The organism is Pseudomonas sp. B21-053 (assembly GCF_026016365.1).
Classification (GTDB): Bacteria; Pseudomonadota; Gammaproteobacteria; order Pseudomonadales; family Pseudomonadaceae; genus Aquipseudomonas; species Aquipseudomonas nunensis.
Window position 1 is genome coordinate 4,341,738 of sequence record NZ_CP087205.1, and the last position, 16,529, is coordinate 4,358,266.

Genomic DNA, 16,529 nt, shown 5'->3' on the forward strand with positions numbered 1-16,529 from the left:
CACAAGACACTCACCGGGAACTTTCCGCCAAATGCAGACCAACCCTGGATTAGTCGCGATCCTGGCCTACGACGGCCTGTGCACCTTTGAGTTTGGCATCGCCGTGGAGATCTTCGGCCTGGCCCGGCCGGAGTTCGATTTCCCGTGGTATGAACATCAGATCGCCGCCGTGGATGCAGGCCCGATGCGCGCCATGGGCGGCATTCAAGTGCTGGCCGACGGCGGCATGGAATTGCTGGAAAGCGCCCGGACCATCATCGTGCCCGGTTGGCGCGACCGCCAGGCGCCGGTGCCCGAGGCGTTGCTCGCCGCGTTGCGCCAGGCCCACGCACGCGGCGCGCGGCTGCTGTCGATCTGCTCCGGGGTGTTTGTGCTGGCAGCCACCGGTCTGCTCGACGGTCATCGCGCCACCACCCATTGGCGCTACACAAATGAACTGGCCGAGCGCTTCCCGAACATTCTGGTGGACCCGGACGTGCTCTACGTCGATTCGGGCCAGTTGATCACCTCGGCCGGCAGCGCGGCGGGGATCGATGCCTGCCTGCATCTGGTGGCGCGGGACTTTGGCACTCAGGTGGCCAACTCGGTGGCGCGGCGGCTGGTGATGTCGCCGCAACGCACCGGCGGTCAGGCGCAGTTTATTCCTACACCGGTCAGTCCGACGCCCCGCAGCGATTTGTCTCGCGTCATGCAATGGGCTCGGGAGCGCTTGCACGAACCGCTGGAAGTGCGCGACCTGGCCAGCAAGGCGGCGATGAGCGAGCGCACCTTCCTGCGCCGTTTCACCGAGGCCAGCGGCCAGTCGCCCAAGACCTGGTTGCAGCATCAACGCCTGGCGCGAGCGCGGGAGTTGCTGGAAAGCACGGGCGACAACACCGAGCAGATTGCCGAGCGTTGTGGGTATCGGTCGGTGGAGAGTTTTCGGGTGGCGTTTCGCAGTGTGGTGGGGGTGCCGCCGTCGGTGTATCGGGAAAGGTTTGGGCGTGGGGTACAGGCCAGTTTTTGAGGTGTTCTTTCGGGCGCCTTCGCGGGCAAGCCTCGCTCCTACAGGATCGCCGCTAACCTTGTAGGAGCGAGGCTTGCCCGCGAAGGCGTCAGCCCAGACACCGCAGACTTCAAGGCTTACGCAACAAATAGGTATCCATAATCCACCCATTAGCCAGCCGCGCGGCCTTGCGCACCCGCTCGATCTCATCCGCCACATCTTTCAACTTGCCGCTGATGAGGATTTCATCCGGTGTACCCAGGTAGGCCCCCCAGTAAATCTCTGTCTCCTGATCCGCCACTTGATGGTAGGAATCTTCCGCATCGAGCATCACCACCACACTGTCGGCATCACTCACCTGCCCCGCAGCCAGCCGCCGGCCTGTGGTGATTTCAATCGAGCGACCGATGCGATTCAGCGGCACCTTGTGTTGCGCCGCCAAGGCCTGGACGCTGGTGATGCCGGGGATGACTTCGAATTCGAACTCACAGCGACCCGAGGCCAGAATCGCCTGCAATATACGCACGGTGCTGTCGTACAGCGCCGGGTCGCCCCATACCAGGAAACCACCGCACTGGCCGTCGGACAATTCCTCGTTGATCAGCCGCTCGAAGGTCTGCTGCTTGGCCAGGTTCAGATCATCGACACTGGCCTTGTAGTCCACATCGCCACGTTCCCGTTCCGGACTGTGAGCTTCGACGAAGCGGTAGGCGTGATCGGTGATGTAGCGCTCACAGATTTCCCGACGCAGGTCGATCAACTTGTCTTTGCTCTGGCCCTTGTCCATGAGGAAAAACACGTCCGCGCGATTCAACGCCTTTACCGCCTGCATCGTGATGTAGTCCGGGTTACCGGCGCCGATACCGATGACCAGCAATGTTTTCATCAAAAGCCTCCGTCAGCGTCAGTGCTCATCAAGCGTAGCCGCCAGCGTCCGGTGAACCGCAGTTCGATGGCGGATAACGGTTCGACATCAATCAGGTTGAACGCCGTGCTTTGCAGTACGTGGGTCAGGACCGCGCGAACAACATAGGGATGGGTAATCGCGATGATGTCGCCGGGCGTTGTCTCCAGCGTCGCCAGCCAGGCGGCCGCGCGCTCACCGAGTTGCACCACCGACTCGCCACCGTGGGGCGCGGAATGCGGGTCTTCAAGCCAGGCCTGAAGCGCCTCGGGCTCGGTTTTTTGCAGCTCACTGATGCGCTGACCTTGCCAGCGCCCGAAATCACAATCGCGCAAAGCGTCGACGATGTGCGCATCGCTGCCGAACAGTTCGGCGGTCTGGCGAGTGCGGGCTTCGGGGCCACAAAGCAGACGCGGCGGGATCTTGGAGGATCCGCTCCGCGAACACTTGGCCGATTGCCAAACCATTTCAACCGGCTCATCCGTAGGAAAACGCGCCAGTTTTTGTGCGACGGTTCGGGCGTGACAAATCAGGGTCAATCGGGTCGCCTGCACGGGCAATTACTCTTTTTATTGGCTAGCAAAACGGCAATGGGCCGCGAACAATTGCTTGATTGTGCAGCAAGACGATCAGTTAAAGCGAAATCCCTGTGGGAGCGGGCTTGCTCGCGAAAGCGGTGTGTCAGTCAATATTGATGTTGCCTGACACACCGCTTTCGCGAGCAAGCTCGCTCCCACAGGGGATTTTTGTCGTACCAAAAGGGTGATCTCCGACACTGATATGGGCAATGTCCTACACACCCTGTCGACATCCGCGTAGCCCTTGTTACACGGGCATTTCGCCCCGTTTCAACACCTGGCCATTGCGTGTAAAAATTCACTAGACATGTAGCGTGAGTTACATAAATACTGTTTTAGCGAATTGTGAAATAAAACCGACACACCCATCCAGCAGGAGCCCGGATGCCACCCCTTAGAGACCTGATCACCGATCCCGGCCTGGACCTTACGCCGTCGGAACGCAAAGTCATCCGCGCCTTGCTGGACCAGTACCCGCGTAACGGACTGGGCCCGATGTCGCGTCTGGCCGAACATGCCGGTGTCAGCGATCCGACCATCGTGCGGCTGGTGAAAAAACTCGGTTTTGGCGGTTACGCCGAATTCCAGGACGCGCTGCTCAGCGACATGGACCATCGCCTGCGCTCCCCCAGCACCCTGTTGCAACCCCGCGCCCACCTGCAAAAAGACGATCCGTGGAGCCATTATCTGGCGGAAACCCATCGTTCCCTGGTCGAAACCCAGGCCCTGACCCAACCCGAAGATGTACGGATTCTGGTGGAATGGCTGCTCGACGTGCGCCATCAGGTGCATTGCTTCGGCGGACGCTTCAGCAGTTTCCTCGCCAACTATTTGCTCAACCATTTGCGCCTGTTGCGCCCCGGGTGTTTCGCCCTGGAGGACAACGCCCAGTTGCCGGACCGCTTGTTCGACGTGCAGCGCCAGGACGTGGTGCTGGTGTTCGACTATCGCCGCTACCAGTCCCAGGCCCTGCGGGTCGCCAGTGCGGCGAAAAATCGCTATGCGCGAGTGGTGCTGTTCACTGACATCTACGCCTCGCCGCTGCGGGAAATGGCCGACCTGATCATCAGTGCGCCCGTAGAGTCAGTCTCGGCGTTCGACAGCATGGTCCCGGCGCTGGCGCAGATTGAAGCATTGATTGCCTGCCTGACCCTGCGCAGCCCGGATCTGGCCGATCGCCTGGAAGGCATCGACAACCTGCGCTCTGACTTCGACACCCACCTGCTGGAGGAAAAATAAGGATGTTTACGCTCCCCCACCGCTCGCCACGTGACCTGCCCTTTGTCACTGGCCACACTGCGCTGCTGCTGGTCGACATGCAACGGGCCTGGCTCGAACCGCAGTTCGACCCGCACCTCAACGACCCGGATGCCGAGTATTTCCTGACCCGCACCCACATGCAGGTGGTGCCCAACCAGCGGCGGTTGCTCAGCGCTTTTCGCGGTGCCCGGCAGAACGTGCTGCACACCCTGATCGAAAGCCTCACCGCCGATGGCCGCGACCGTTCGCTGGACCACAAACTCTCGGACATGCACCTGCCCAAGGGCAGCCCGCAGGCGCGGATCATCGACGACCTGACGCCGACGGAAAACGAAGTCGTGCTGCCCAAGACCTCTTCGGGAGTCTTCAACTCCACCAACATCGACTACGTGCTACGCAACCTTGAGGTCCGGCATCTGGTGATTGCCGGCATCGTCACCGATCAGTGCGTGGACATGGCCGTGCGTGACGCCGCCGACCGCGGCTACCTGATAACCCTGGTGGAAGATGCCTGCGCGACTTACACCCCGGAACGTCATCAGGCCTGCCTCAACGCGATCAAAGGTTATTGCTGGATCACCGACACCCACACCGTGCTCGGCCGTTTGCAGGAGATGCAGCCATGAGTGCGCGCCTGTCGCCAGTGCCGATGACCACGATCGTCACCACCGACCTGATCGGCGTGACCCGCGGCCGTTCCTTTCCTACCGACGAACTGGAGCACTATCAAGCCGTCGGTTGCGGCTGGGTGCCGGCCAACAGCGCGTTGACCCCGCAAGACGTCATCGCCTCGACCAGCCCGTGGGGCGCCTACGGTGACTTGAGGTTGATTCCAGACCTGAGCAGCCGGGTCACGGTCAGTAACGGCCCGAACGCCAATGCGCCAGCCCTGGATTTCATCCACGGTGACCTCTGCGAAACCGATGGCCGTCCGTGGGCCACCTGCCCGCGCACGCTGTTGCGCAACGAAGTGGAGCGCTATCGGGAGCTGGGCGTGCAGGTCAACGCCGCGTTCGAACACGAATTCAATCTGGACAGCGGCGATGTCGACTGTCGCGCATTCTCTCTGGAGGCCCAGCGTCAGGGCGCCGAATTTGGCGGCTGGCTGCTCAGCGCGTTGCGTGCGGGTGGCGTCGAGCCAGAGATGTTCCTGCCGGAATACGGCAAGCATCAATACGAAATCACTTGCCGCCCGGCACTCGGTGTCGCCGCCGCTGATCGCGCGGTGAACGTGCGCGAGATCACCCGGGAAATCGCCCGGCAAATGGGCCTGGACCTGAGCTTTGCGCCAAAGACCTCCGAGCACGCGATGTGCAACGGCGTGCATTTGCACGTCAGCCTGCAAGACCTGGACGGGCAACCGCTGCTGTACGACGCCGGCACCACCAACGGCCTCTCGACCCTCGGCCAGCACTGGGCCGCCGGAATCCTGCATTACTTGCCGGCCCTCTGCGCCTTTACCGCGCCGACACCGGTGTCCTACGAGCGTTTGCAGCCCCATCACTGGAGCGCTTCCTACGCCTGCCTCGGCCAACGTAACCGCGAAGCAGCGCTGCGGATCTGCCCGACCGTGAGCCTGGGCAGCAAATCCGTGGCGGCGCAGTACAACCTGGAATTCCGCGCCATGGACGCCACGGCCTCACCGCATCTGGCCATGGCCACGCTGCTGATCGCCGGGCGACTGGGCATCGAACGACGCCTGGCGCTGAACGCCATCACCGATGAAATCCCCGACGCCTTGAACGAAGAACAACGTCAGGCGCGCGGCATTGTTGCCCTGCCCGCTTCGCTGCCCCAGGCCCTGGACTGCCTGCGCAACAGCGAAGCGCTGATCGAAGCCCTGCCCCAGGCACTGCTCGACTCTTATTTCGCCCTTAAAACCGAGGAACTGACGCTGACGGAACAGCTCTCGCCCGCCGACCTTTGTGAGCACTATGCCCGTTTGTACTGAATCCGTTGAACGGGGGCTCTACACCGAGCCTCCGTACACCCTGAGCCGGGAAGACTCCGAGCACCCGTTGATTCTGGTGTGCGAACACGCCAGCCGTTTTATTCCGCCGGCGTTGAATGACCTGGGCCTGGACTTCGAGGCCGCCCGTCAACACATCGCCTGGGACATCGGCGCCTTGGAGCTGGCGCAGCGCTTGTCCGAAATCCTCGGCGTGACCCTGCTGGCGGCGAATTATTCGCGGCTGTTGATCGACCTCAACCGGCCGCGCCACGCCCCGGACAGCATTCCGGGCCAGAGCGAGATTTATCAGGTGCCGGGCAACCAGCAGCTGGATGAAGCCACCCGGGAACATCGTCGGCAGGCGCTGTTCAAGCCGTTTCACACTCGTCTGCAAACCTTGATCGACGAGCGCGTGGCCCAGGGACAAGCGGTGCGTGTGGTGGGGATTCACAGTTTTACCCCGATTTATTATGGTCAGCCCCGGTCGCTGGAGGCCGGTGTGCTGTTCGGCGAATCCCGGCAGTACGCCCAGCGCATCATTGACGGACTGAGCCGGCATCCCCTTAAAGTGGCCGGCAATCAGCCGTACAAGATTGACCCGCTGGGGGACATGACCGTGCCGGTGCACGGCGATGCCCGCGGGCTGGAGTCGGTGTTGATCGAAGTGCGCAATGATCTGCTGCGCACACCTGAGACGATTGAACGCTGGGCCGGTTACCTCGCCCCGTTGCTGTAGGAAAAAAGTAAGAACGCTGTGGTTGCACCGACATAAAAACTAAAAAATCGACCGATGAGATGACAAGGAGAGCGGCATTCATGGAAATAGAAGCATTCGGCTACAAGCAGGAGTTGAAACGCAGCCTGACCCTGACGGACCTGGTGGTGTACGGGATGATCTTCATGATCCCCATCGCCCCGTTCGGCGTGTATGGCTACGTCAACGCCGAGGCACCGGGGATGGTGCCGCTGGCCTACATCATCGGCATGGTGGCGATGCTGTTCACCGCCCTGAGCTACGGCAGCATGGCCCGCGCTTTTCCGATTGCCGGCTCGGTTTATTCCTACGCCCAACGCGGCCTGAATCAACACGTCGGTTTCATCGCCGGTTGGTTGATGCTGCTCGATTACCTGCTGATCCCGCCGCTGCTGTACGTCTACGCGGCCATGGCGCTAAATCACTTGTACCCGGACATTCCGAAAGTCGGTTTCATCCTGGCGTTCCTGGTCAGTGCGACGTTTGTGAACCTGCGCGGCATCACTTTCACCGCGCGGATGAACATCGTGTTTCTACTGGCGCAACTGGTGGTGCTGGGGATTTTCCTGTTCTACGCCTGGAATGCCCTGCACAGCGGCGGTGGTCACGGCGAGCTGACCCTGGCGCCGCTGTACAACCCCGAAACATTCAACTTCGCCCTGCTGATGCAAGCGGTGTCGATTGCGGTGCTGTCGTTCCTCGGCTTTGATGCGATTTCCACCCTGGCCGAAGAGATCAAGGGCGATCCGGGCCGCAGCGTAGGCAAGGCTGCGTTGATTACCCTGGTGGTGATGGGCGTGATCTTCGTGGTGCAAACCTGGATCGCCACCGACCTGGCCGCCGGCATGGGCTTCAAGTCCGCCGACACCGCGTTTTATGAAATCGCCGAAATCGCTGCCGGCAGCTGGCTGGCGACCCTCACCGGCGTGGCCACGGCATTGGCTTGGGGCGTGGCGGTGGCCATTACCTCGCAAGCGGCGGTGTCGCGACTGCTGTTCGGCATGGCGCGGGACGGCAAACTGCCGAAAGCACTGGCCAAGGTTCACCCGAAACACAACACGCCTTACATCAGCATTTACCTGGTGGCCGTGCTGTCGCTGGTGATCTGCTACCTGTTTATCAACTCGGTGGACACCCTCACCTCACTGGTCAACTTCGGCGCGTTGAGCGGTTTCATGCTGCTGCACCTGACCGTGATCAACTACTACTGGCGCCGGCAGAAATCCGGCCAGGTGATCCGCCACCTGCTGTGCCCGGTGATCGGCTTCATCATCGTCGCGGCCATCATGTACAACATGGGCGTCGATGCACAGAAACTCGGCCTGATCTGGATTGCCCTGGGTCTGGTCTACCTGTTCTTCCTGAATAAGCTCGGCGCCAGCACGACGCTGCCCGACCCAAGCAACGTCTGACAAGAAAAAGGGCGGCGTCTGACAACAGATCAGGCGACCGCTGCTTCCACGCGTGGAAACCGACAGTGATAGTCAGGTTCGACGGCAAACCCGCCGAACCCATTGATACAGGAGTGCATCCATGCTGGTCTTACGCCCAGTCGAATTAACCGACCTGCCTCAACTGCAACAACTGGCCCGTGACAGCCTGGTGGGCGTCACCTCCCTGCCGGATGACAGCGAACGCCTGCGCGAGAAGATTCTCGACTCCTGCGCCTCGTTCGACAAAGACGTTGAGGGCAATGGCCCGGAAAACTACTTTTTCGTCCTCGAAGAGCTGAGCACCGGGCGTTTGACCGGGTGCTCGGAAGTCCTTGCCACCGCCGGTTTCAGCGAGCCGTTCTACAGCCTGCGCAACCGCCACTTCACCAGCGCCTCCCGGGAGCTGAACATCGAGCACGGCGTGCCGGCGCTGTCGTTGTGCCACGACCTCAGCGGCCACAGCTTGCTGCGCGGCTTCCACATTGATAGCGCACTGGTGCGCACGCCGTTTTCCGAGTTGCTGTCGCGGGCGCGGCTGTTGTTTATCGCGGCGCACCCGGCGCGTTTTTCCGACGCGGTGATCACCGAAATCGTTGGCTACAGCGATGAGCAGGGCCAATCACCCTTTTGGGATGCCGTGGGCAAACACTTTTTCGACCTGCCTTATGTCGAGGCGGAAAGGCTGTGTGGCCTGGAGAGTCGCAGCTTCCTCGCCGAACTGATGCCGCAATACCCGATCTACGTGCCGATGCTGCCCCAGGCCGCGCAGGGCTGCATCGGCCGGATTCACCCCGACGGCCAGGAAGCGTTCGACATCCTGGAACGCGAAGGCTTCGAAACCAACAGCTACATCGACCTGTTCGACGGCGGCCCGACGCTGTATGCACGCACCGCCGGCATTCGCTCCATCGCCCGCAGCCACACGGGCGCCGTGCTGTCCGTCGAGACCATCGACGCTCGTGGTTGCTATCTGGTGAGCAATGATTCGCTCAGGGACTTCCGGGCCATCGTCGCCGAACTGGCCTACACCGCCGGCCAACCGGTGGCCTTGAGCGCCGAGATGTGCGCCGCCCTGAACGTGAGCGACGGCAGCCCGATCCGGCTGATCGCCCTGTGAGCAACACCCGGCCCCGTGCCCAACGACAGCGCCCGAGCATGCGCGCACCAGGAGTTGCATCATGATTGTCCGTCCGGTTCACGTCACCGACCTGCCCGCCCTGCTGGCGCTGGTCAAAGAGGCCGGCCCCGGGTTCACCACCCTGCCGGCCAACGAAGAACGCCTGGGCCACCGTGTGCGCTGGTCCCAACGCACCTTCGCCGAACAGGTCGAGCGTGCCGACGCCGATTACCTGTTCGTGCTCGAAGATGACGATCAGCGCGTGGTCGGGGTCAGTGCCCTGACTGGCGCGGTGGGCATGCGCGAGCCCTGGTACAACTACCGGATCGGGTTGACGGTCAGTTCGTCGCCGGACCTGGGCATCCAGAAGCAGATCCCGACCTTGTTCCTGAACAACGAAATGACCGGCCAATCGGAACTGTGTTCGCTGTTCCTGCACCCCGAACAGCGTCAGGGCAACAATGGCCGGTTGCTGTCGTTGGGGCGGCTGCTGTTCGTCGCCGAGTACCCGCAGCTGTTCGGCGAGAAACTCATCGCCGAACTGCGCGGCAGTGCCGACGAGCACGGCAGCTCACCGTTCTGGGAGAGCCTGGGCCGGCACTTTTTCCAGATGGATTTCAGCTATGCCGATCATTTGTCGGGGCTGGGCCATAAATCGTTCATCGCCGAACTGATGCCGCGCCAGCCGCTGTACACCTGCCTGCTCACCGAACAGGCCCAGGCCGTGATCGGCAAGGCGCACGCGAACACGCAACCGGCGCTGAAGATCCTCAATGCCGAGGGCTTTGCCCACAAGGACTACATCGACATCTTCGACGGCGGGCCGGTGATCGAAGCCCAAGTCCCGAAAATCCGCACCGTGCGCGACAGCCAGCCGCTGGTGCTGGGCATCGGCACGCCGGACGACCAGGCCCCGGTGTGGCTGATCCATAACCGCCGCATGGAAAACTGCCGCATCACCACCGCCAAGGCGCGGCTGGTGGGCAACAGCCTGATCGTCGACCGCCTCACCGCCAAACGCCTGCAACTGCAACCGGGGAACTCGGTGCGGGCGGTTACGTTGTTGAATCAGGAGCAGCAGGCTGTGGCGGCGTGATCCCGCGCCACAAAGAGCGGTAACGTTTCACCTACTTTAAATTCGTCATCCTATTGACCCCGCGCGCGTGATAGCCTTTTGTTCCTTCGGCGTTGACACTTTTGCTCAAGCCCTTCCATTCCAATGCAGTGGTGGAACTCATATGTCCAGGCTTTCCCATCAAGATTTGCGCCGTAACTTTCGCCAATTGCTGGCTTCCGACACGTGCTATCACACCGCTTCCGTGTTCGACCCGATGTCGGCGCGCATCGCCGCTGACCTGGGTTTTGAAGTCGGTATTCTCGGCGGTTCGGTCGCCTCGTTGCAGGTATTGGGCGCGCCAGACTTCGCGCTGATCACCCTCAGCGAATTCGCCGAACAGGCTACCCGCATCGGCCGCGTGGCCCAATTGCCAGTGATCGCCGACGCCGACCACGGCTATGGCAACGCGCTGAACGTGATGCGCACCATCGTAGAACTCGAACGCGCCGGCATCGCCGCGCTGACCATCGAAGACACCCTGCTGCCGGCCCAATTCGGCCGCAAGTCCACCGACCTGATCGGCGTGGCCGAAGGCGTCGGCAAGATTCGCGCGGCGCTGGAAGCCCGGGTGGACAGTGAAATGGCGATCATCGCCCGCACCAATGCGGGGATCCTGCCAATCCAGGAAATCATCAGCCGCACCCAGCAATACCAGAACGCCGGGGCCGACGGGATCTGCATGGTCGGCGTGCAGGACTTCGACCAACTGGAAAAAATCGCCGAACACCTGAGCGTGCCGCTGATGCTGGTCACCTACGGCAACCCGGCCCTGCGCGACGACAAACGCCTGGCAGAACTGGGTGTTCGCGTCACCATCGACGGGCATGGCGCCTACTTTGCGGCGATCAAAGCCACGTACGACAGCTTGCGCGAACAACGTCAGATCTTCACCCAGGCCTCGGACCTGAGCGCGACCGAACTGACGCATACCTACACGCAGCCCGAGGATTACATTCGTTGGGCGGAAGAGTTTATGCGCGTCAAGGAGTGATGGTTTCGGCCGTCACGACGCCTTCGCGAGCAGGCTCGCTCCCACAAGGTTTCTCGGTTGAACACACATTCTGTGACCAACACTGATCCCCAGTGGGAGCGAGCCTGCTCGCGAAAGCGCCAGCCGCTACACCGCTAAACCGTGGCCTTATACCCCTCCTCCCGCTGCAACGCCCGCTTTTGGATCACATTCAGCACAGCGCAGCCTTCACGCGTCAGCAAATGCACTGCCTCGGTGATACGGCTCAGGTCGCAATCGGAAGTGTCCTTGAGGTTGAGGCTGGACAAGGTGTCCATCAAGTCGCGAACCACTATGAAACGGTGCATGGCACAGGCGGCCATGTCGCTGAGTTCTTTTTGAGTGTTTATGAAGAGCACCGGGGATTCGGCGTCGTGGGTGTCGATGGGGAGATAACGGGGCATTACTTCGAACATAAGGACAACTCCAGGTTGAGCTTCCACCGTTCGCGGCCAAGCGATTGAAGGTGGCAGCTGTGTGCGGGTTGGCCGACCGGTACCTGAAAGACCCGGCACACCCGCAGGTGTCCCGCGCACAGCCGCCATAACACGCACGACGCTGTTGCGTTTCAGATAGTCGACCGGCCAAGGTCGTTCGCGGTGTTTTCCGCGAGTCCAGACTATAGGGGTCGATGCCGAAACGCGGCAATAGGGTACGTTGTAGGAAAGGTCTTGGAAAGTTGTGGGGTAGTTTTGACAGCAATGGCAGGCTTGAGAAACACCCCTCACCCTAACCCTCTCCCCTGAGGGTAGAGGGGACTGACCGAGTTATTTTCACTGGCTCCTGCGACCTGAAAGATCGCGTTGAACAAAATTGGCAAACAGCATCCAACCCGGTCGATCACGTCGCCGGATTTCTCAAGAAACCCACGGTCAGTCCCCTCGCCCCTCTGGGGAGAGGGTTAGGGTGAGGGGTCGAGCCAACTGACCCACCCACTCCACCCTGACCGCACATGATTCAGCGAGCCTTGGCCAACTCCATAATCATCCGCGACAGCAGATAAATCCGCGGCGACACGCTCTCGACCTCGGCGTATTCCTCCGGCGTATGAATATTGCCGCCAACAATCCCGAAGCCATCCAGCGTCGGCGTGCCCACACCCGCCGAAAGGCTCGCGTCCGCCGCGCCGCCGCTGCCTTCTTCGGTCAATTTGCGGCCAATTTCGCCGTAGATCCCCTGGGCCATGGCCATCAAGCGATCGGATTCCGGGGTTTGCGGCATTGGTGGCAAGCCGCGTTGCAGGGTGGTGGTGACTTCGGTGTCCGGGATCAGTTTGTCCTTGGATACCCGCGCCAGGTCTTTCTCGATCCGGTCGAATTCTTCCGGCACCGCCGCGCGCACGTCGGCCTTGGCGGTGGCCTGGTCCGGGATCACGTTGGTGCGGTCGCCGGCCTTGAACACGGTGAAGTTGATGGTGGTCTTTTTCGCTTCGTCACCGAGCTTGCCCAGTTGCAGGATCTGGTGCGCGGCTTCCATCGCCGCGTTGCGGCCCAGTTCCGGTGCGACACCGGCGTGAGCCGCTTTGCCCTTCACCTCGACCACGGCGGTGGCGCTGCCTTTGCGCCACACCACCAGGCCATCCGCCGGACGACCCGGTTCTAGGTTGAGGGTCACGTCGTGGGCCTTGGCGGTTTTCTTGATCAGGTCGGTGGCGACGTCCGAGCCGCTTTCTTCACTGGCATCGAGCAGGAAGGTGATTTGGGCGTAGTCCTTGAAGTCGAGGTTTTTCAGGACTTTCAGCGCGTAGATCCCGGCGACGATGCCGCCCTTGTCGTCCATCACGCCCGGCCCGTAGGCGCGACCGTCCTTGATATGGAATGGACGCTCGGTGGCCGAGCCTTCCTTGAATACGGTGTCCATGTGCGCCATCAGCAGGATTTTTGCCTTGCCGGTGCCTTTGAGCGTGGCGATCACATGGCTGCTTTTGTCCGGGGTGTTGGGCACCAGTTCGATGCTGAAGCCGAGTTTTTTCAACTCGTCGACGGCGATGTCGCGGACTTGGGTCAGGCCGGGTTCATAGCCGGAACCGGAGTCGATGTTGACCAGTTTTTCCAGCAGCTTCAGGGCATCGGCCTTGTACTGCTCGGAATCAGCGAGGACTTGCTTGTGGGGTTCGGCGAAGGCGGCGGGGGCGAAAGCGCCGAGGGCGAGGGTCAGGGCGAGGCTGGTGAGCTTGAACGTCATGAATCGATCCTTGTTTCTTGTCGGGGGGTACCTGAACCCTACCTGAGTGTGGCGCGAGGCTCTATACCGAATGCGACATTGTGGGAGCGAGCTTGCTCGCGAAGGGGCCCTTTCACTCAACATCACTGTTGACTGACACACCGCTTTCGCGAGCAAGCCCGCTCCCACAGGGGATTTGTGTTTCTCCAAAATTTTGTGATCGACACCGGGCAAATGTGGGAGCGAGCTTGCTCGCGAAGGGGTCCGGTCAGTCGACATCACTATTGACTGACATACCGCTTTCGCGAGCAGGCTCGCTCCCACAGGGGATCTTCGTTGAGCACCCGTTTTGTAATCGACGCCGAACAAATGTGGGAGCGAGCCTGCTCGCGAAAGCGGAGTGTCAGGCGACACCGATGGATCAGACCGAATCCAGCAGCTCACGCCGTGGCTTGCCGTCGCTGCAGCAGATGACGCGATTGCGTCCCGTGGTCTTGGCTTCATAGAGCGCTTGATCCGCATCGTTCAACCACAATGTCGCATCAGTGTGCGCCGGGTTGAACGCCGCCAAACCAATGCTCAAACTGACCTTCAACGCCGGGTTTTGCTCGTAGCCGAGGGTGGCGAAGCGATCGCGCAAGGCATCCATCGCGGCGGCGGCGCTGTTGAGGGGTAGGTCCGGTAGGATCACGCAGAACTCATCGCCGCCGTAGCGCCCGGCGACATCTGCCGCGCGCAGGTTTTGTTTGAGCATTTTGCTCAGTTGACGCAGGACGATGTCCCCGGCGACGTGGCCGTACGTGTCGTTGATGCTTTTGAAGTGGTCGATGTCGATCAGTGCGATCGCCCCTCCCCGGTTTTGCCTCTGGCAGCGCTGAAATTCGACTTCCAGCTGGTCCTTCCACGCGCCATGGTTCAGCAGGCCGGTGAGGCTGTCGGTGCGGCTCAGGGCCAGCAGTTCACGTTTTTGCCGGCCGAGGGTAATGGCCTGGCGAAAGCAGATCCACCCCAGCGCCAGCGGATACAGGCACAACAAGGGTAAACAGGCGTAGAGCTGCAACGGACTGGTATGCGGGATAAATGCAGGGCTGAAAACCAGCAAACCGACGCCCACCCCGAGGATCTGCGCCACGGTACCGGCCAGGAGAAAACGCAAGCCGCCGATGGCCACGTTGTTCATCGCCATCATGGAAATAGTGGTGGCACTGGGCAATGGATTGAACTGCATGGCCACGACCCAGAAGCCGCCGAGAAAGGCGTCCACCAGCAGGTTTCGGTGTTCGGCGTGATAAGGAAGTGTGGCGCGGCGGGCCCATTGGTAAGCCAGATGCGGCCAGACGAGGGCATTGAACAGCATCAGCACCCAGACCCACGGCGCCGGGTCGAGCGGGTACATCGCCGCGCTCACGCACATCAATCCCAGGGCCAGCCCCAGGGTTCGCGATGTGTATAGCCTCCTGGCCAGTGAAAGTCCCTTTCCTCCCGTTTTTGCCATAGAGGCCTCTACCACTGACCGAAATCTGATCACACCGGGGGTTGCGGGTGTGAAACGAGTCTATCAGGGCAACGGCGAATAGCCATCACCGGCTGGCGGTGAATACCGGGACATGTTTACACCCCATAACCCAGTGGGAGCGGGCTTGCTCGCGAAGGGGCCGGTATATTCAACATGTATGTCGGCAGGCAAACCGCTTTCGCGAGCAAGCCCGCTCCCACAGAAGAGCGAAAGAACCGCAGCCTTCCGCGTTTTGGCTATACATGATGAGAGGGTTCGATAAACACCAATAAAAAAGGAGGCCCATGCAAACCTTTCAAGTGTTGATCATCGGCAGCGGTTTTGGCGGCCAGTGTGCGGCGATCAATTTGCTCAAGGCAGGCATCAGTGATTTTCGCCTGCTGGAGCGGCGGGACTTTTTCGGTGGCACCTGGTGCCAGAACACCTACCCCGGTGCAGCCGTTGATGTGCCCTCGCCGCTGTATTCGCTGTCCTTCGCGCCCTACCAATGGACGCAGATGTTCGCCGAACAGGCCGAATTGCATCGCTACACCCAATATGTAGTGGAGCACTTTGGCTTGCGCGACAAGGTGCAACTGGAAACCAATGTCGAAGGCATCGAATGGGACGAGGCCAACAAACGCTGGTCGGTGCACACCGACAGCCAAGGCACGTTCTATGCGCAGTTCCTGATCAACGCGACAGGGCCGCTGAGCCAACCGGTTGTTCCACACTTCGACGGCCAGGATCGCTTCCAGGGCAAAACCTTTCATACCAATAACTGGGATCATTCCTACGACTACACAGGTAAACGCGTCGCCGTCATCGGCAGCGGCGCAAGTGCGGCGCAGGTGATCCCTGCGATTGCCCCGGACGTCGAGCATCTGCATGTATTCCAACGCAGCGCTCACTGGGTGCTGCCCCGCGCCGACCGCACCTTCGGCCGTTTCCAGCGCTGGTTGCTCGGGCTCAAACCGGCTTACAAGCTGCTGCGCTGGACGATCTACTGGCTGTTCGAAACCCGGGTCATCGCGTTCAAATATTCGAAACCGGCGATTCACCTGGTCCAGCAACAAGCCCTGCGCTTCCTCAAACGCCAGGTGCCCGACCCCGAACTGCGGCGCAAATTGACCCCGGACTTCACCATCGGCTGCAAGCGCGTGGTGGTTTCCAGCACGCTTTACCCGGCGCTGGGCCGGCCGAATGTCACGCTGCACAGCCGCGAACAAGGCATCGCTTCCCTCGACGAAACCGGCATCAACACCCTGGACGGCCAGCATATCGACGTCGATCTGATCGTCTGGTCCACCGGTTACGACGCCACCGACGGGGTGATTTCCTACCCGGTCACCGGCAAACATGGCAAGCGCCTGAAAGACGTCTGGGCCCAATACCCACGGGCGTATCTGGGCACCAGCCTGCCGGACTTTCCCAACCTGTTTATCGTCACCGGACCCAACACCGGCATCGGCCACACCTCGGCGCTGTTCATCATCGAATCCCAGATGAATTACATCCTCGGTTGCATTCGCACACTAAAAGAACAGGGCTTGCGCAGCATTGAAGTGCGCCCCGAAGCAGAACGTACCTACACTGAAATGATCCACCGGGAAATGGAACGCACGGTGTGGAAGTCCGGTGGCTGCCACAGTTGGTATCAAAGCAAGAGCGGTCATGTGATTGCCATGTTTCCGGGGTTCAGTTTCAGTTATCACCGCTTGACCCGAACGCTTAAACCCGCCGACCACATACTGTCCTGATCA

At 61.1% G+C, this 16,529-nt stretch carries 15 protein-coding genes and 1 pseudogene; 10 read left to right on the plus strand and 6 right to left on the minus strand.

Annotated elements, in window-relative coordinates; genetic code table 11:
• Window positions 1-31: 31 nt before the first annotated feature.
• A complete protein-coding gene (ftrA, locus tag LOY68_RS19445; RefSeq protein WP_265039224.1) occupies window positions 32-1,006 on the plus strand; it encodes a transcriptional regulator FtrA in 975 nt (324 codons plus the stop codon).
• A gap of 109 nt (window positions 1,007-1,115) precedes the next feature.
• Here ftrA and cobF read toward each other — a convergent pair whose 3' ends face one another.
• From cobF to LOY68_RS19460, 3 genes and pseudogenes are all read right to left on the minus strand, one after another.
• The gene (gene cobF, locus LOY68_RS19450) at window positions 1,116-1,871 is read right to left on the minus strand and encodes a precorrin-6A synthase (deacetylating) (RefSeq protein ID WP_163914113.1); all 756 of its coding nucleotides are present in this window, start codon (window positions 1,869-1,871) and stop codon (window positions 1,116-1,118) included.
• On the minus strand, window positions 1,871-2,443 hold the full coding sequence (locus tag LOY68_RS19455) for a histidine phosphatase family protein (protein WP_265039226.1): 573 nt from the start codon (window positions 2,441-2,443) through the stop codon (window positions 1,871-1,873). The genes cobF and LOY68_RS19455 overlap by 1 nt, the downstream gene beginning before the upstream one ends.
• A gap of 93 nt (window positions 2,444-2,536) precedes the next feature.
• Window positions 2,537-2,665, minus strand: a pseudogene (locus tag LOY68_RS19460) (metal ABC transporter ATP-binding protein); the annotation flags it as partial.
• A 186-nt stretch (window positions 2,666-2,851) separates the two neighbouring features.
• On the opposite strand from LOY68_RS19460, the gene LOY68_RS19465 reads away from it, so the two are divergent.
• The 8 genes from LOY68_RS19465 (at window position 2,852) to LOY68_RS19500 (ending at window position 11,090) form a co-directional block, all read left to right on the plus strand.
• A complete protein-coding gene (locus LOY68_RS19465; protein ID WP_163914110.1) occupies window positions 2,852-3,706 on the plus strand; it encodes a MurR/RpiR family transcriptional regulator in 855 nt (284 codons plus the stop codon).
• Between the two features lie 2 nt (window positions 3,707-3,708).
• Window positions 3,709-4,353, plus strand: a complete 645-nt coding sequence (locus LOY68_RS19470) for a cysteine hydrolase family protein (RefSeq protein WP_265039228.1) — start codon at window positions 3,709-3,711, stop codon at window positions 4,351-4,353.
• Window positions 4,350-5,678 carry a glutamine synthetase family protein gene (locus LOY68_RS19475; RefSeq protein ID WP_265039230.1) on the plus strand — a complete coding sequence of 443 codons (1,329 nt, stop codon included), beginning with the start codon at window positions 4,350-4,352 and terminating at the stop codon, window positions 5,676-5,678. Before LOY68_RS19470 ends, LOY68_RS19475 begins: the two co-directional genes overlap by 4 nt.
• Window positions 5,662-6,414, plus strand: coding sequence for an N-formylglutamate amidohydrolase (locus tag LOY68_RS19480; protein WP_265039232.1), 753 nt, complete (start codon window positions 5,662-5,664; stop codon window positions 6,412-6,414). The genes LOY68_RS19475 and LOY68_RS19480 overlap by 17 nt, the downstream gene beginning before the upstream one ends.
• 80 nt (window positions 6,415-6,494) lie before the next feature.
• Window positions 6,495-7,844 carry an APC family permease gene (locus LOY68_RS19485; RefSeq protein WP_054051063.1) on the plus strand — a complete coding sequence of 450 codons (1,350 nt, stop codon included), beginning with the start codon at window positions 6,495-6,497 and terminating at the stop codon, window positions 7,842-7,844.
• 121 nt (window positions 7,845-7,965) lie between these two features.
• Window positions 7,966-8,982: an arginine N-succinyltransferase gene (locus LOY68_RS19490; RefSeq protein WP_265039235.1), complete on the plus strand. Its 1,017-nt coding sequence runs from the start codon at window positions 7,966-7,968 to the stop codon at window positions 8,980-8,982.
• 61 nt (window positions 8,983-9,043) lie between these two features.
• Window positions 9,044-10,078 (plus strand): arginine N-succinyltransferase, encoded by a 1,035-nt coding sequence (gene astA / locus LOY68_RS19495; RefSeq protein ID WP_265039237.1) that lies wholly within the window; start codon window positions 9,044-9,046, stop codon window positions 10,076-10,078.
• Window positions 10,079-10,220: 142 nt separating this feature from the next.
• Window positions 10,221-11,090 (plus strand): isocitrate lyase/PEP mutase family protein, encoded by an 870-nt coding sequence (locus LOY68_RS19500; RefSeq protein ID WP_054051056.1) that lies wholly within the window; start codon window positions 10,221-10,223, stop codon window positions 11,088-11,090.
• Between the two features lie 134 nt (window positions 11,091-11,224).
• Here LOY68_RS19500 and LOY68_RS19505 read toward each other — a convergent pair whose 3' ends face one another.
• From LOY68_RS19505 to LOY68_RS19515, 3 genes are all read right to left on the minus strand, one after another.
• Window positions 11,225-11,524, minus strand: a complete 300-nt coding sequence (locus tag LOY68_RS19505) for a hypothetical protein (protein ID WP_163914100.1) — start codon at window positions 11,522-11,524, stop codon at window positions 11,225-11,227.
• A gap of 541 nt (window positions 11,525-12,065) precedes the next feature.
• Window positions 12,066-13,292 (minus strand): M20/M25/M40 family metallo-hydrolase, encoded by a 1,227-nt coding sequence (locus tag LOY68_RS19510; protein ID WP_265039240.1) that lies wholly within the window; start codon window positions 13,290-13,292, stop codon window positions 12,066-12,068.
• Window positions 13,293-13,692: 400 nt separating this feature from the next.
• Entirely contained in the window at window positions 13,693-14,766 is a 1,074-nt protein-coding gene (locus LOY68_RS19515; protein ID WP_265039241.1) for a diguanylate cyclase, read from the minus strand.
• A gap of 305 nt (window positions 14,767-15,071) precedes the next feature.
• On the opposite strand from LOY68_RS19515, the gene LOY68_RS19520 reads away from it, so the two are divergent.
• Complete coding sequence (locus LOY68_RS19520; protein WP_265039243.1) at window positions 15,072-16,526, plus strand: flavin-containing monooxygenase; 1,455 nt, start codon at window positions 15,072-15,074, stop codon at window positions 16,524-16,526.
• Window positions 16,527-16,529: the final 3 nt, after the last annotated feature.